Origin of the sequence: Cellulomonas humilata (genome assembly GCF_030814415.1) — a bacterium.
GTDB lineage: Bacteria > Actinomycetota > Actinomycetes > Actinomycetales > Cellulomonadaceae > Cellulomonas > Cellulomonas humilata_A.
On record NZ_JAUSVB010000002.1, the window covers coordinates 607,764 to 623,235 of the forward strand.

Annotated in this window: 8 protein-coding genes; all 8 read left to right on the plus strand. The window is 74.4% G+C overall.

From position 1 onward, the window contains the following. Positions 1–23: 23 nt before the first annotated feature. Genes J2X26_RS08850 through J2X26_RS08885 form a run of 8 tightly spaced genes read left to right on the plus strand, consistent with a single transcriptional unit; the run spans position 24 to position 15,465 of the window. Positions 24–929 carry a PP2C family protein-serine/threonine phosphatase gene (locus J2X26_RS08850; RefSeq protein ID WP_307491524.1) on the plus strand — a complete coding sequence of 302 codons (906 nt, stop codon included), beginning with the start codon at positions 24–26 and terminating at the stop codon, positions 927–929. Then, the gene (locus tag J2X26_RS08855) at positions 926–2,266 is read left to right on the plus strand and encodes an FHA domain-containing protein (protein ID WP_307491526.1); all 1,341 of its coding nucleotides are present in this window, start codon (positions 926–928) and stop codon (positions 2,264–2,266) included. The genes J2X26_RS08850 and J2X26_RS08855 overlap by 4 nt, the downstream gene beginning before the upstream one ends. Continuing rightward, on the plus strand, positions 2,263–3,822 hold the full coding sequence (locus J2X26_RS08860; RefSeq protein ID WP_307491527.1) for a serine/threonine-protein kinase: 1,560 nt from the start codon (positions 2,263–2,265) through the stop codon (positions 3,820–3,822). The genes J2X26_RS08855 and J2X26_RS08860 overlap by 4 nt, the downstream gene beginning before the upstream one ends. After that, positions 3,819–9,905, plus strand: a complete 6,087-nt coding sequence (locus J2X26_RS08865) for an Ig-like domain-containing protein (RefSeq protein WP_307491529.1) — start codon at positions 3,819–3,821, stop codon at positions 9,903–9,905. The genes J2X26_RS08860 and J2X26_RS08865 overlap by 4 nt, the downstream gene beginning before the upstream one ends. A 52-nt stretch (positions 9,906–9,957) precedes the next feature. After that, positions 9,958–10,914, plus strand: a complete 957-nt coding sequence (locus J2X26_RS08870; protein ID WP_307491531.1) for an AAA family ATPase — start codon at positions 9,958–9,960, stop codon at positions 10,912–10,914. Between the two features lie 2 nt (positions 10,915–10,916). Continuing rightward, positions 10,917–12,065, plus strand: coding sequence for a DUF58 domain-containing protein (locus J2X26_RS08875; protein WP_307491533.1), 1,149 nt, complete (start codon positions 10,917–10,919; stop codon positions 12,063–12,065). Continuing rightward, positions 12,062–14,320, plus strand: coding sequence for a transglutaminase-like domain-containing protein (locus tag J2X26_RS08880; protein WP_307491534.1), 2,259 nt, complete (start codon positions 12,062–12,064; stop codon positions 14,318–14,320). The genes J2X26_RS08875 and J2X26_RS08880 overlap by 4 nt, the downstream gene beginning before the upstream one ends. Next, the gene (locus J2X26_RS08885) at positions 14,317–15,465 is read left to right on the plus strand and encodes an RDD family protein (protein ID WP_307491536.1); all 1,149 of its coding nucleotides are present in this window, start codon (positions 14,317–14,319) and stop codon (positions 15,463–15,465) included. The genes J2X26_RS08880 and J2X26_RS08885 overlap by 4 nt, the downstream gene beginning before the upstream one ends. Positions 15,466–15,472: the final 7 nt, after the last annotated feature.

Sequence of the window (15,472 nt, forward strand, 5' to 3'; positions counted from 1 at the left end):
CGTTCCCAGGACAAGGGGGTCGCGTGCGCACGTCGTGGGGTTCGGCGACCGACCGTGGCCTCGTGCGCGAGGTGAACGAGGACGCCCTCCTTGCCTACCCACCGGTCTTCCTGGTGGCGGACGGCATGGGCGGTCATGACGCGGGCGACCTCGCGAGCCGGATCGCCGTCGAGGAGTTCGCGCAGCTCGCCGGGCAGGCCGCGGCGACGGCCGACGACGTGCACGCGTGCTTCGACCGGACCGCCGCCCGGATCCGGGCCGAGTTCACCGGCGGACGCCAGGGCGGCACCACCGTCGCCGGGGTCGCCGTGACCGAGCACGACGGTGGCTCCTACTGGCTGGTCTTCAACGTCGGCGACTCGCGCGTGTACCTCTGGTCCGCAGGCGTCCTCGAACAGGTGAGCGTGGACCACTCGGTGGTCCAGGAGCTGCTGGACCTGGGCGAGATCGAGCCCGCCGAGGCCGCGACGCACCCGGAGCGGCACGTCCTGACGCGCGCGCTCGGCACCGGGGACCCGCCGGAGCCCGAGTATTGGCTGCTGCCCGCCGGCCTGAACGACCGGCTGCTGATCTGCACGGACGGGCTCACCCGTGAGGTCGGTGACGACGACCTGGCACGCGTGCTGGCGGAGACCGCCGACCCGCAGGACGCCGCCGCGCTCCTGGTCCGGCTCGCGCTCGAGCACGGCGCCCGGGACAACGTGAGCGCGGTCGTCGTCGACGTCGCCACCTCGGCCGGCGCGCACGACGACGTCCACATCACCGTGCCCCGCACGGGGGCCGAGCTGGGTCCCTACGTGTGGGACGAGATGCTCAACGGCGTCACGGTCCCGCGCCGCGCCAGGACGGCCACCAAGCCGATCCCGCGCGTGCCACCGGGACCGAGCACCCCGGACCCGAACCCATCGAACGAGGAGCTCCCGTCATGAGCGTGCCCGAGTACTCCGTCGGCGACTGGACGGCCGTGGTGCGCCCCGGGTTCGTGGCGCTGCTCGGTCCCGGCTCGGCCGAGTCCACCGTCCGCGCGCTCTGGCAGGACAGCGGCGAAGGTGTGTTCGCGGCGCTGGCCCTGCTCGCGCGCGACGGGTTCGGCGGTCTGCCGCCGTTCGTCGTGGTATCCGTCGACGGCCGGCGCGTGCACGCGGCCCTGCGCGGTGACGTCGAGGTCGTCGTCGACGTGGACGGTCGGCAGGACGTGTGGCGCTCCGGTGAGGTCAGCACCTGGACCGAGCGGGTGCTCGACGGGGTGGCCGACGTCACGGTGCAGGCCGACGGTGCACCGGTCGGTGCAGCGAGCCTCCCGATCGCCGACGGGGTCGTCGCCGCGTCCCGGGTCCGGCTCGCGCTGACCGCGCGGGACGTCCCCGAGCCGGCGCCGACGAGCGCGCCCGCGACGAACCCGGTCGGGGTGGAGCCGGTCGCTGACGACGAGGCCGGGGCCGAGGCGGTGACGCCGGTCGCGGACGAGACCCCTGAGCCGCAGGTGGAGGCGCTCGCGTCCCCGTCGGCCGAGATCGTCGACACCGTCCCGTGGGACACCGCGGCGGAGGTGCCGGCGTCCGCGCCGGCCGCCGACATCGTCGACACCGTCTCGTGGGACGAGCCCACGCAGGTCGAGCTGGTCCCGCTCACCGAGGACGCCCGCGACGAGGGCGACGACGAGGACGAGGACACGGAGACGGGCACGGACACGAGCACCGAACCCGACCCGTCGGGCGTCGTCGCGGCGGCCGAGTCGATCCTCACCTCGCAGTTCCCCGGGACCGATCCCGCGGTCGCCCCGCTGCCGGTCGGGGGCGCGTCGCTGGACGACCACGACGGCCTGACCATCCTGTCCACCGACCTCGCCGAGATCCGCGAGCAGCTGCCGTCGTGGGCCTCGGACGAGCTCCCCGGACCGTTCCGGACCCCCGTGGTCGCCAGCCCGCCCGCGCGCCTGGTCCTGTCGACCGGGCTCGTCGTCCCGCTCGACCGTGCCGTGCTGCTGGGCCGCGCGCCGCAGGTCGCCCGGGTGACCAACCGCGAGCTGCCGCGCCTGATCACGGTGCCGAGCCCGCAGCAGGACATCTCCCGGACGCACGCCGAGGTGCGCGTCGAGGGCGAGCACGTCGTCGTCACGGACCTGGACTCCACGAACGGCATCCACGTGTCCCGGCACGGCGAGGGTGCCCGACGGCTGCACCCGGGGGAGCCCAGCGTGGTCGGCGTCGACGAGGTCGTCGACCTCGGTGACGGCGTGACGTTCTCGGTGGAGCGGGGTTCGTGACCGCACGCCGCGAAGCGTCGACGCCGCCTCGCCTGCCGGGCTACGAGTACCTCCGGGTCCTCGGCCTCGGCGGCTTCGCGGACGTCTTCCTGTACCAGCAGGAGCTCCCGCGGCGTGAGGTGGCGGTCAAGGTGCTGCTGGCGGGCAGCCTCGACGACGAGGTGCGCCGCCGGTTCCAGCAGGAGGCCAACCTCATGGCCCAGCTGTCGCACCACCCGTCGATCGTCACGATCTACCATGCGGCGATCGCGGCCGACGGGCGCCCGTTCCTCGTCATGGAGTACTGCTCACGGCCGGGTCTGGCGGAGCGGTACCGGACGGAGCGCATCTCGGTCGCGGAGGCGCTGCGGATCGGCATCCGGCTGGCGTCGGCGGTCGAGACCGCGCACCGCGCCGGGATCCTGCACCGGGACATCAAGCCGGCGAACGTGCTGACCACGGACTTCGGGTGGCCGGCCCTCACGGACTTCGGGATCGCCGCGACGACCGGTCACGGTGCCGGTGCGACGGTCGGCATGTCCATCCCGTGGTCGCCGCCCGAGCTGCTGGGTGAGCACCCGACGGGCGACGAGCGCTCCGACGTCTACTCCCTGGCAGCGACGATCTACTCGCTGCTCGCCGGCCGGACGCCGTTCGAGATCGCCGGCGGGCAGAACACCGCGCAGCAGCTGGTCGCCCGGATCGAACGGGCACCCCTGCCGCCCACGGGGCGCGAGGACGTGCCGCCGAGCCTGCAGGAGCTGCTCGAGCGCGCCATGGCGAAGCACCCGACGCGCCGGTTCGCCTCCGCTGCGGCCGTCGCCCGCGCGCTCCAGCAGGTCGAGGCCGACCTCCGGCTGCCGATCACCCCGCTCGACCTCATGGATGCGCCCGGCGCCGACCCGGACGCGCCCGCCCCGTCGGCCGACGAGGACCGGGAGGACGCGACCCGGCTGCGCTCGATCGTCACCGTCGCCCCGACGGCACCCGTCGCGCCGGTTCCCGAGACGCCGCCGGGTGCGGACGAGCCGACCCGCCTGCGCGGGGTGACGTACGTCGCGCCGGAGCCGGCGAGCGCCCGACCCGGACCGGTGTTCATCGCGCCCGCGGAGGTCGAGGACGCCGAGCCCGAGACCGCCCAGCGCGGTCGGTCGCGCATGGTGGCCGGCGTCGTGTCGGGGCTGGTCGTGCTCGCCGCCGTCGTGGCCATCGGTGCCGCCGCGATGCGGGAGGGCGGCTCGGCCGACGACGACCCGACGGCGACGTCGGACTTCACCCAGGACGCCCAGCCCACCACCATCGTCGACCCCGTCCCGTCGCCGTCGGGGCTGCAGGGCACCCGCCAGGCGGACGGGTCGGTCCTGTTCACGTGGGACAACCCGGAGCCGCAGGAGGGCGACCTCTACGTGTGGGGCGTCCTGCAGGCGACGGGCGAACCCGTGCTCGCGCTGATCGACACCCCGTCGGTGACGGTCCCCGCCGACCAGGCGACGACTCCACAGGTCTGCATCGAGGTCGCGATCGTGCGCGTGGACCGCCGCGTGTCGGCCGAGCCCGCGCAGGGGTGCACACCATGAGCTGGGGGTCGGTGCGCTCGCGCGCGACCACGGCGGCGGCCGTCGTCACCGTCCCCGTCCTGGTACTCGTGCTTGCCCTGCTCGACCAAGGCTTCCCGCTCGCCCGGCTGGACCTGAACGACGGCGGGGTCTGGCTGACCGCCACGAGCAAGCTGCAGCTGGGCCGTTACAACGCGCAGGTCGAGGAGCTCAACGGCGGGCTGTCGGCGGCAGGGAGCACGTTCGACGTGCTGCAGGACGAGGGTGACGTGCTGCTGGTCGAGCCGGGCTCGATCGCGGTGGTCGACCCGGCGTCGGTCACGCTGACCACCCAGGTCGCCGTGCCGGGCGCGGACGTGACGATGGCCGCGGGCGTCGTGGCGGTGGTCGACCCCGACGGGAACCTGTGGGTCCGGCCGATCTCCGCCCTGGACACGTTGCGGATCGCGACGGACGCCCCCGACGTCGAGCTCGGGACGGGTGGTGCCGCGGTGGTCGCCCGCAGCGGCGCCGTCCTGGCGGTGGCACCTGAGGACGGCGAGGTGACGCGAGTCGACGTCGTGGACGGTGCCGCGCGGAGCACGCCGCTCGGGACGCTCGGCGCCGGCCCGGTCGACCGGTTGACCGCCGTCGGCGACGCTCCTGCCGTGCTGTCCGACCAGACCATCCGGACCCTGGACGGCGAGGTGGAGCTCGAGGGCGACGACCTGGCCCTGCAGCAGCCGGGACCGGAGTCCTCGCGCGTCCTCGTGGCCAGCCGCACGGCGCTGCTGGAGGTCCCGCTCGACGGTGGCTCCCCGGTGGAGCACCCGACCGACGGGTCCGGCGTGCCCGCCGACCCGGTGCAGGTCGGTCGGTGCGCGCACGGGGCGTGGGCGTCCGCCGTCGGGTCGTACGTGCAGCTGTGCGACGGCGAGGACGCCACGATCAGCAACCTCGAGGGAATGTCCAGCGCGGACGAGCTCGCGTTCCGGGTGAACCGGCAGGTCGTCGTGCTGAACGACACGCTGCGCGGCCGCCTGTGGATGCCCCTGCAGGACACCGACCTGCGGGTGCCGGACTGGACGCAGATCGAGCCGGAGGAGCAGCCGGACGAGGCCCAGGAGGAGACCGAGGCCTCGGACACCACCCAGGACCTGGTCACCGAGTGCTCCACGGAGTCGGCACCGCCGACGGCCGCCGACGACGCGTTCGGCGTGCGACCGGGCCGGACCACGATCCTCCCGGTGATCGACAACGACTCGTCCTCGGACTGCGGGATCCTCGTCATCTCCGAGTTCGACCCCCTGCCCGCCGAGTTCGGCAGGATCGAGGCGATCTACGGCGGACGCTCGCTGCAGGTGGCCGTCGCCGAGGGGGCCACCGGCACCGCCGAGCTGACGTACACGATCACCGACGGCCACGGCACCAACGCACCGTCCACCGCGCGCGTGGTGCTCACCGCCCGGGACGGGTCGCTCGACGAGCCGCCGGTCCAGCTGCGGACCGGCTCGCTGCAGGTCGAGCAGGGCGGGCAGGCAGACCACCAGGCCCTCGCGGACTTCCTCGACCCCGACGGCGACGACCTGGTGCTCGTCGGCGCCACGGCGGACCCGACCTCGGGGTCCGTCCGGTTCCGCCAGGACGGCACGGTCACGTTCCGTGCGGACGGCGCGCAGCTCGGCCGCACGAGCGTGACCCTCCTCGTGTCGGACGGGACGTCCACGACCGAGGGCCGGCTCGACGTCGACGTCCGACCCGCGGGCTCGTTGGCGCCGCAGATCGACCCCGTGCACGTCGTGACGTACGTCGACCAGCCCGTCACGGTCCACCCGCTCGACGCGGTCCGCAGCTCGTCCGCCGAGCCGCCGCGGCTCGCGGGCGTCGACGAGGTCGTCGGCGGGACCATCACGACGGACCTGCAGGGGGGCACCTTCACGTTCAGCGCCGCTCGCGCCGGCAGCTACTACGTCACGTTCCTCGTCTCGGCGCCGCCGCAGCAGGCCACCGGTCTGGCGCGGATCGACGTCCGCGTCTGGCCCGAGACGGACCAGCCGCCGATCGCGGTCCGGGACCAGGCGTACCTTCCGGCGGACGGCGAGGTCACGCTCGACCCGCTCGAGAACGACACCGACCCGGCCGGCAAGGTGCTGATCCTGCAGTCTGTCGACGCGCCCGAGGGGCTGCGGGTCGCCATCCTGGAGCACCACCTGGTGCAGATCTCGTCGGAGCGGACGCTGACCGCGCCCGTGGCGCTGCGCTACACCGTCTCCAACGGGCAGGACAGCACGGTCGGGGAGATCGTCGTGCACCCGGTGCCGCCGTCCGCGACCTCCCAGCCTCCGGTGGTGCCCAACGTCGAGGTCGACGTCCGGACCGGCGGCGTCGTGACGATCCCGGTGCTCGACGACGCGTACGACCCCGACGGCGACCGGTTGACGCTCCGGACCCAGCTCGCCGAGCCCTTGGCCAGCGGGCAGGGTCTGCTGTTCGTCTCCGGGGACGTGCTGCGCTACCAGGCACCCGACGAGCCACTCACGGCGCGTGCGACGTTCGAGGTGGAGGACGCCACCGGCAACCTCACCGCCGCCACCGTGACCGTCCGCGTGCACGCGTCGGACGCGAGCGCGAAGGCTCCGCCACGGCCCCAGGACCTGGTGGCACGGGTGTTCCAGGGCGACACCGTCCGCATCTACGTCCCGCTCGTCGGGATCGACCCCGACGGCGACGGCGTGACGCTGCTCGGCATCGCGTCGTCCGCCCTGCGCGGCCGGGTGACGGCGACGGGCGCGGACTGGCTCGAGTACCAGGCGTTCCCCGACGAGGTCGGCACCGACGAGTTCACCTACGCCGTCGAGGACTGGGTCGGGCAGCGCGCCGTGGCCACGATCCGCGTCGGCATCAGCCCACGGCCCAGCGACTCGGCGACCGTCGTGGCACGCGACGACGAGGTCACGGTGAAGCCGGGCCAACGCGTCGAGGTCCGGGTGCTGGCGAACGACGTCGACTCGAGCGGCGGCGAGCTCACCCTGGGGACCGACCTGCAGATGGCCCAAGGCATCGACGCACGGGTCGAGAACCGGCGGATCGTCGTGCAGGCCCCCGACGAGCCGGGGGTGCTCCAGATCGCCTACACCGCGTCCAACGAGCGTGGTGGCCGTGACTCCGGGGTCCTCACCGTGACCGTGTCCGCGGACGCCCCGGTGCTGCCACCCATCGCCCGCGACATCGTCGTGCCCGCGACGGACACGCTGGACCGCACCGAGGTCTCCGTCGACGTCCTCGCGGTCGCGCAGAACCCGAGCGGGCCGCTGAGCGACCTCGAGGTCTCCGTGCCGGGGTCGCAGTCGGACGTCGCGCGGGTCAGCGACAGCGGTCAGGTCGTCGTGACCCTCGTCGACCACGCCCAGACGGTGCCGTACCTGCTCACCAACAGGACCGGGAGCAGCCCGGTCGCGTCCTACGCGTTCATCACCGTGCCGGCGCTCGGGTTCTTCCGGCCCGTGCCGCGTCCGAAGGCGCCCGAGCTGCGCGTCGCGTCGGGGGAGAGCCTCGTCATCCCGCTCGGCGAGCAGGTCCAGGTGGCACCCGGGCGCACGGCGCGGATCGCCGACCCCCTGGGGGTGTCCGCCACGCGGTCCGACGGCACCAGCCCGATCGTGGACGACGAGACCCTCCAGTTCACGTCGGCCGCCGGGTACGCCGGTCCGGCGTCGATCACGGTCCCCGTGACGGACGCGTCCTCCCCGGGGGACACCTCCGCGCGGACGTCCGTCATCACGCTCCAGATCACGGTGTACGCCGTCGACGACTACCCCCCGACGTTCAACCCGTCGACCATCGACGTGGCTCCCGGGGAGCCCGCCCTCGTCGTGGACCTCCGGTCCTTCACCACGGGACCCGAGGGGGCGAACCCGACCGACGGCCGCTACGCGTACACCCTGGTCTCGGCGGTCCCCGCGGGGTTCTCGGGCAACATCACCGACGGCTTGCTGACCATCGCGGCCAACGCGACCACCCCGAAGGGGCGTACCGAGTCGCTGGCCGTCCGGGTCGGCTACGGCCGCACCGGCTCGTTCGAGACGGCCGTCGACGTGCGGGTCATCGCCAGCACCCGGCCGACGGTGCGCGTGGTCGACCGCACGATCGACGGTGTCGAAGGGCGGCAGACCACGGTCGACGTCCTCGAGGGCGCGTTCAACCCCTTCGCGCCCGACCCGATGACGGTGGTCGGCGCGACGGTCGAGACCCCGGGTGCGGGCACGGCCGGCGCGACGGCGAGCACCGTGAGCGTGCGGCCGGCCGAGGGGTTCATCGGCCAGATGGTCACGCGGTTCCGGGTCCGGGACGTCACCGGCGACCCGGACCGCGAGGTCGAGGGCCGGGTCACGGTCGTCGTGCGCGGGAAGCCCGCCACACCGACGGCCCCGCGGATCGGCGAGGTGCGGGACAGGACGGTCGTGCTGTCCTGGGACGCGCCGGACAACCGCGGTGCGCCCATCATCGGCTACCGCGTCGTGGCGAGCCCCGGCAACATCGTGCGGCAGTGCGCGAGCACGACGTGCACGATCGACGGCCTCACCAACGACGTCGAGTACACGTTCACGGTCGCGGCGCAGAACGACGTCGACTGGTCGGAGGCGAGCGGCCCGTCCGCGACGGCCCGGCCTGACGCGGTCCCGGACGCTCCGGCGGCACCGTCGCTGGAGTTCGGCGACGGCTCGGTCCGGGCGACGTGGGAGGCGCCGACCTCGACCGGCTCGCCGATCTCCGGCTACACGCTCGAGATCTCGCCCGCGCCGCCGAGCGGGCCCGCCTCGGTCTCGTCCGCGACGACGAGCTACACGTTCACGGGCCTGCGGAACGGCACGGCCTACTCGGTCCGCGTGCGCGCGCACAACAAGGCGCCGGAGCCGAGCGGCTGGTCGCCCTCGTCCGCACCGATGGTCCCGGCGCGCGTCCCCGACGCACCGGTGGTCGCGGCGGCGCCGACCGACTCGACGCTCGGCCGGGTCATCGTGATCACGTGGACCTCGCCCGTCGACAACGGCGACGCCGTGGCGCAGTACGAGGTCGTCGTCGACGGCCCTGGCGGTGGCACCTATCCGGTCGCCGCGGGCACCCAGCAGCTGACGTTCGACCAGGCGCAGACCAAGTACCCGTACCGGGTCTCGGTGCGGGCCAAGAACAAGGCCGGCTGGGGCGAGGCCGGCACCACCACGGCGTCGACGTTCGGGCTCCCGACCGCACCGACGTCGGTGACCGCGACGGCGGTCGCGGGGGCGGGCCGGATCGACCTGCGCTGGTCCGGCGCCGACGACAACGGCACCCCGATCCAGTCCTACGTCGTGCGGCTGCCTGACGGCAGCGAGCTCGAGGTGGGGAACCGGTTGTCTTGGACGTTCGAGAACCTGACCGGCGGGGCGAGCTACACCTACCAGGTGCGCACGGTGAACGGCGCGGGGTCCAGCGGCTGGAGCGGCCCGGCGACGGCGACCGCCACCACGCCGCCGGGTACGCCCACCGCGTCGGTCGCCGTGACCGCCAACGGCAACGGCGGCCGGCCCACCGCGATCACGGTCGGCCGCGGTCCCGACGTCAGCAACGGTGGCGGCGGCACGGTGACCTACACGTGGTCGTTGGTCGGCGACCGCGGCGATCGCGCGTCGGGGACGTTCACGGGGCCCACCGCCACCGTCGACGTCTCGGGCTGGCGTCTCCCGTTCTCCGGGGCGCGGGTCACGGTCACGGTGACCGCCAGCACGGGGCTCGGGTCCACCGACGACGACGAGTCGACGGACGTGTCGTGGGGCCAGCCGCCGAGCTTCGTCCAGAACCTGACGATCACGCCCGACGACACGGCCGCGCCGACGCGCGTGTCCGCCGTCTGGTCGCTCCCCGCGAACGACGGCGGCATCGGCGTGGACAGCTACCGCGTGTGCTGGGTGGTCAACGGCGGCAGCCCCCAGGCCTGCGGCACGACCTCCGGGACCACGGCGGCGATCGACCTCGACGACCTCGGGCTGCCCACGCCCCAGACCGGAGACACCGTCGAGGTCACCGTGACCCCCAGCAACGCCCGTGGGGCTGGGCCGACGGCCTCCGCGACCTACACGGCGCCATGACCCACCTGCACCCGAGGGGCCTCGCGCCCCGACACCGAAGGAGAAGCCCCCGATGACCCCCGAGCAGAGCATCTGGTTCGCGGAGACGTTCGACGCGCTCGTGTCCAACGTCGGCCTGGCGCTGCTCGGCAAGGAGCACACGGTCCGGCTCGCGCTCACCGCGATGGTCGCCGAGGGTCACCTGCTGCTCGAGGACGCGCCCGGCACCGGCAAGACCTCGCTGGCCAAGGCGCTCGCCGCGACGGTGCAAGGCAGCCACCACCGGATCCAGTTCACGCCGGACCTGCTGCCGTCCGACGTCACGGGCGTCACCATCTACGACCAGAGCACCCACCGGTTCGAGTTCCACCCGGGCCCGATCTTCGCGTCGGTCGTCCTCGCCGACGAGATCAACCGCGCGTCGCCGAAGACCCAGGCGGCACTCCTCGAGGTCATGGAGGAGGGGCAGATCACGGTCGACGGCGTCACGCACCCGGTGGGCCGGCCGTTCATGGTGATCGCGACGCAGAACCCCATCGAGCAGGCGGGCACGTACCGCCTGCCGGAGGCGCAGCTGGACCGGTTCCTCATCAAGACGTCGCTGGGCTACCCGGACCGGGCGTCGACCATCGAGATCCTGGCGGGGGCGAAGGACCGCACCACGAACCTGACCCCGCGGATCACCACGCAGGCGGTCGGCACCATGGCGGACCTCGCGCAGACCGTGCACATCGACGAGGTCGTGCTCGACTACGTCGCCCGGCTCATCGAGGCGACCCGCGACGACTCTCAGACCGCGATCGGGGCGAGCGTGCGCGGCGGTCTCGCGCTCGTGCGGACCGCCAAGGTCTGGGCGGCCGCCGCCGGGCGCGAGTACGTCATCCCCGACGACGTGAAGGACCTCGCCCAGCCCGTGCTCGCACACCGTCTGCTGCTCGACACGGAGGCGGAGTTCGCCGGGGTGACGGCGATCGAGATCCTGGGCCGGATCCTCGAGACGACGGCACCGCCGGCTGTTCGGGTGGGCTGATCGTGGGTCTGCGGATCTCACCGGTCGGGTGGGGGGCCGTCGCCGTGGCGGCCCTCGGCCTCGTGCTGGGCCGGTGGTTCGGGTGGCTGGAGCTCGCGGCGCTCGGTGCCGCGCTGACGGCTGTGCTCCTCGTGTCGCTGCTGATGACCGCCGGACGGGCCCGCTACGCCGTCACGCTCGACATGGCCGACCGCCGGGTCAAGGTGGGGGAGCGTGCCCTCGGCCGCCTCGAGGTGCGCAACATCGCGCGCCGCCGGTCGTTGCCGTCCCGGATCGAGCTTCCCGTCGGTGCGGTCGTCGCCGAGCTCGCCGTCCCTGCGCTCGCCCCCGGCTCGAGCCACGACGACCTGTTCGCCATCCCGACCACCCGGCGTGCGGTGATCGTGGTCGGGCCGGTGCGCTCGGTCCGCGGCGACCCGTTCGGGCTCGTGCGACGCAGCGTGCGGTGGACCCGGCCCACCGAGGTGTTCGTCCACCCGCTGCTGGTGTCCCTCGCCGGTGCGAGCGCCGGCCTCCTGCGCGACCTGGAGGGCCAGGCGACGCGCGACCTGTCCGACTCCGACCTGTCGTTCCACGCCCTGCGTGACTACGTCGCGGGTGACGACCGGCGGTACATCCACTGGCGGACGACCGCGCGCCGCGGAAGTCTCATGGTCAAGCAGTTCGAGGACACGCGGCGCACGACGACGGCGCTCGCCCTGGCCACCGACCCGCGAGACTACGCCGACGACGACGAGCTGGAGCTCGCGGTGTCGGTCATCGCGTCCGTCGGGGTCCAGACGATCCGCGAGGAGCGTGACCTCGTGGTGCTCGCCGGCCCGGGCAAGCTCCGCGCCGAGACGCCCCCGCTCCTGCTGGACGACTGCTCGGCCATCGCGCTGTCGAGCGCCGGTGCGGGGGTGACCCTGCTCGGGCGCCGCGTCGTGCGCGAGGCGCCGGAGGCCTCCGTGGCGATGCTCGTCACCGGCTCGGTGCCCAACGACGCCGACCTGCGGCTGGGTGCCCGGCACGTGACGGCCGGGACCCGCACGGTCGTCGTCCGGTGCGAGCGCGGCGCCGACGTGTCGGTGCGCACGCAGGGGTCGCTGAGCCTCGCAACGATCGGCCACCTGGACGACCTGCCGCGCCTGCTGCGACGAGTGACCTCGTGACCCCGCGACCGGCCGGCCGTGCTGCCGTCGACGTCGCGTGCCTCGTCGGCACCCTCGGCCTGGCTCTCGCGCCCCTGCTCGAGGTGTACGGCGGCCTGACGGCGCTCCCCGCTCTTGCGGGCGGTCTGCTGCTCGGCACGGCGGTCGCGGTGGTCGGTGCGGCGCGCCGCTGGTCCGCGATCGTGGTCGTGGCGGCCGTCGTCGTCGTGTACGTGCTGGCCGGCGGGGCGCTGGCCGCGCCGAGCACCACCGTCGCCGGGGTCGTCCCCACCCCGTCGACCGCCGTGGCCCTGGCCCGCGGTGCGGCCTCGACCTGGAAGCAGGTGCTGACCCTCCAGCCGCCGGTCGGGTCCGACGGCACGCTGCTGGTCGCGGCCTACCTGCTGGCGCTCGTCGGGTCGTGCCTCGCCGTGTCGATCGCCCTGCGCGCCCGCACGGGTGCCGCGGCGGCGTCCGCGGCGCTCGTCCCCGTGGCGGTGACGATCGCGACGATCATCCTGGGCACCCGTCGTCCGATCGTCGACCCCGTCCTGACGGGCGTGCTGCTCGCGGTCGTCCTGCTGCCGTGGGCGTCGTGGCGGGCCGGTCTGCTGCGAGCTCGGCGCGTCGTCGCGACAGGTGCGCTCGTGGCGGTGGCGGTCGTCGCAGGCGTCGTCGGCGCCCCGGTCGTGGTCGGAGCGACGGACCGGCTCGTGGTGCGCGACGAGCTCGTCCCGCCGTTCGACCCGCGCGACTACCCGAGCCCGCTGTCGGCCTTCCGGGAGTTCGTGAAGGAGGACGCCCCGCTGTTCACGGTCACCGGGCTGCCCGAGGGGGCGCGGGTGCGGCTCGCGACCATGGACCGGTACGACGGCGTCGTCTGGAACGTGGCGGGGGACGGGTCCGCCGAGGCGTCCGGCGAGTTCCGCCGGGTCGGCTCCGAGATCGACACCACCGTGCGCGGGGACGGGGCGCACGTCGAGTTCACCGTCGACCAGCTGGCCGGCGTCTGGCTCCCGACGGTCGGTCAGGCCACGTCCTTCGACATCGCCGACCCCGCGGTCTCGAGCGCCCTGCGCTACAACGACGCGACGGGCGGGGCCGTGCTCACCGGAGGCGTGCACGACGGGCTCGAGTACGGCATCGACGTCGTCGTGCCGCGCGTGCCGCCCGTCACGGAGATCGGCAGCGCGCCCGCGTCCGACGTCGCCCAGCCTCCGCTCGCCGGGGTGCCGGACGTCGCCACCGTGACGGCGGCGGACGTGGCGCGCGACGCCGGCAGCCCGGCGCAGATCAGCGAGGCCCTGGAGACGTGGCTCGCCGAGGAGGGCTTCTTCAGCCACGGCGTCCAGGTCTCGGGCACGGAGTCGCTGTCCGGCCACGGTGCGGACCGGATCACGTCGCTGCTCGGCGGCGACCTCATGGTGGGCGACGGCGAGCAGTACGCCGCGGCGATGGCGCTGATGGTGCGCGAGATGGGGTTGCCGGCGCGGGTCGTGCTGGGCTTCGTCCCGGAGCGGGGGGCAGGCGACGGGCCCGTCGAGGTCACCGGCAAGGACGTGCAGGCGTGGGTCGAGGTCGCGTTCCAGGGCTACGGCTGGGTGCCGTTCGACCCGACGCCCCCGCCGGAGCAGACCCCGCAGGAGGAGGACCAGGAGAAGCCGTCCGAGCCGAACCCGCAGGTCGTCCAGCCCCCGCCGCCGCCGCCGGGTGCCGTCACGCCGCCCGACGAGGACACCGAGCAGCCCCAGACCGACGACCCGGACGAGCAGGAGGACGCCGGCGCGCTGTTCTGGCGGATCGCCCGGGCGGCCGGGATCGCCGCGATCCCTCTGCTGCTGCTCGCGTCGCCCCTGCTGGTCATCATCGCGATCAAGGCCCGGCGACGGCGTCGTCGGCGCCGCAGCCTCGACCCGGTGGCCCGCGTGGCGGGCGGCTGGGACGAGGTGCTGGACACGGCCCGCGACCTGCGCCGCCCGGCGCGCCCCATGGCGACGCGCAAGGAGTCGGCCCTCGCGCTCGCCGCGTCGTTCGCGGACGCCCCCGGGGGTGCGCTCGTCGCCACCCGCGTCGGCGCGCTCGCGCGCTCGGCGGACCACGCCGTGTTCAGCGCCGGTGAGCCGAGCGGCGCGCACGCGACCGCATACTGGGCAGACGTCCAGCAGACGGTCGAGGCGATGACGCGCAGCGTCGGCTGGCGCCGGCGTGTGCGGGCCCGGGTGTCCACCGCTTCGTTGAAGAACCACCGCAACCGTCGCCCGAAGGGCTCGTCATGACACGCCACGGACACGCTCCGTACTCCGCCGGGGAGAGCTCGACGCCCGCCACGATGGGCCGCCGCCTGTCCGCCGGTCTGCTCGACCTCGTGCTCGTGCTCGTGCTCGGCGGCGCGGTCCTGGTGCTCGGCCTGGTCCAGGGCCGCGACGCCCTCGTCCTGGTCGGCTCCGCGGCCGTTCTCGTGGTGACGCTGGTCCAGTGGGTGGCGCACGGGCGGTCGGGCTGGACGGCCGGCCGCCGAGCGGTCGGGATCCGCACGCTCGACGTCGAGTCCCGCACCCCGATCGGCCTGCTCCGGGTCCTGGTGCGCACCGCCGTGCTCGCGGCGGGCGTGCTCGCGTTCGGTGTCGGGCTGCTCGTCGTCCTCGCCTCGCCGGCCTTCGACCGCACGGGACGGCGGCGTGGCTGGCAGGACCTCGCGGCGCGCGACGAGGTGCTCGACGTCCGTGCGGCGCGGGTGCCGGTGGCTGCGCCGCCGCGGGCGCGCGCTGCCGAGCCCACGCCGCGGCGCACCGGGCACCGACCCGTCAGCGTCCCCGGGTGGGCCGTCGCCGAGCCGGGGACGGCCACGGAGGGGACCGCGCTGCTCAACCTCCTCTTCGACGAGGCGCGGCCGGCCGCGCTGGTCCTCGCCCCCCTCGCGCCGCAGCGCAGCGGACCCGACCTGGACACCCGCGCGACCCCCGTCGTCCGTCAGGTCGGGCTCAGCTACGGGCTCGCCCCCGAGCTGGAGATGACCCGACCGGCCGGCCCCCGGGACGACCTCGTCGCCGCACCCGTCGCCTCGGTCGTGGTGGATCGCACGGCCGCGGAGATCGAGCTGGGCGACGGACAGCGCGTCACGATCGCCCGGACGGCGCTGGTGGGTCGCAACCCCGCGTCGGACGCGGACGTGCAGCTGGTGCGCGTCGTGGACCCTGCCCGGTCGGTCTCCAAGACCCACCTGCAGATCGGGGTCGAGCCCGGCGGGGTCTGGATCGCCGACCGCGGGTCGACCAACGGCACGGTCGTGACGTTGCCCGACGGCGCGCAGGTGGTGTGCCGGGTGGACCAGCAGGTGCGCCTCCGGGTGGGGTCGACGGTGACGTTCGGCGACTGCTCCCTCCGGCTGACCCGCGCACCGGGGTCGGACCCGATGGCCTAGGGTCGAA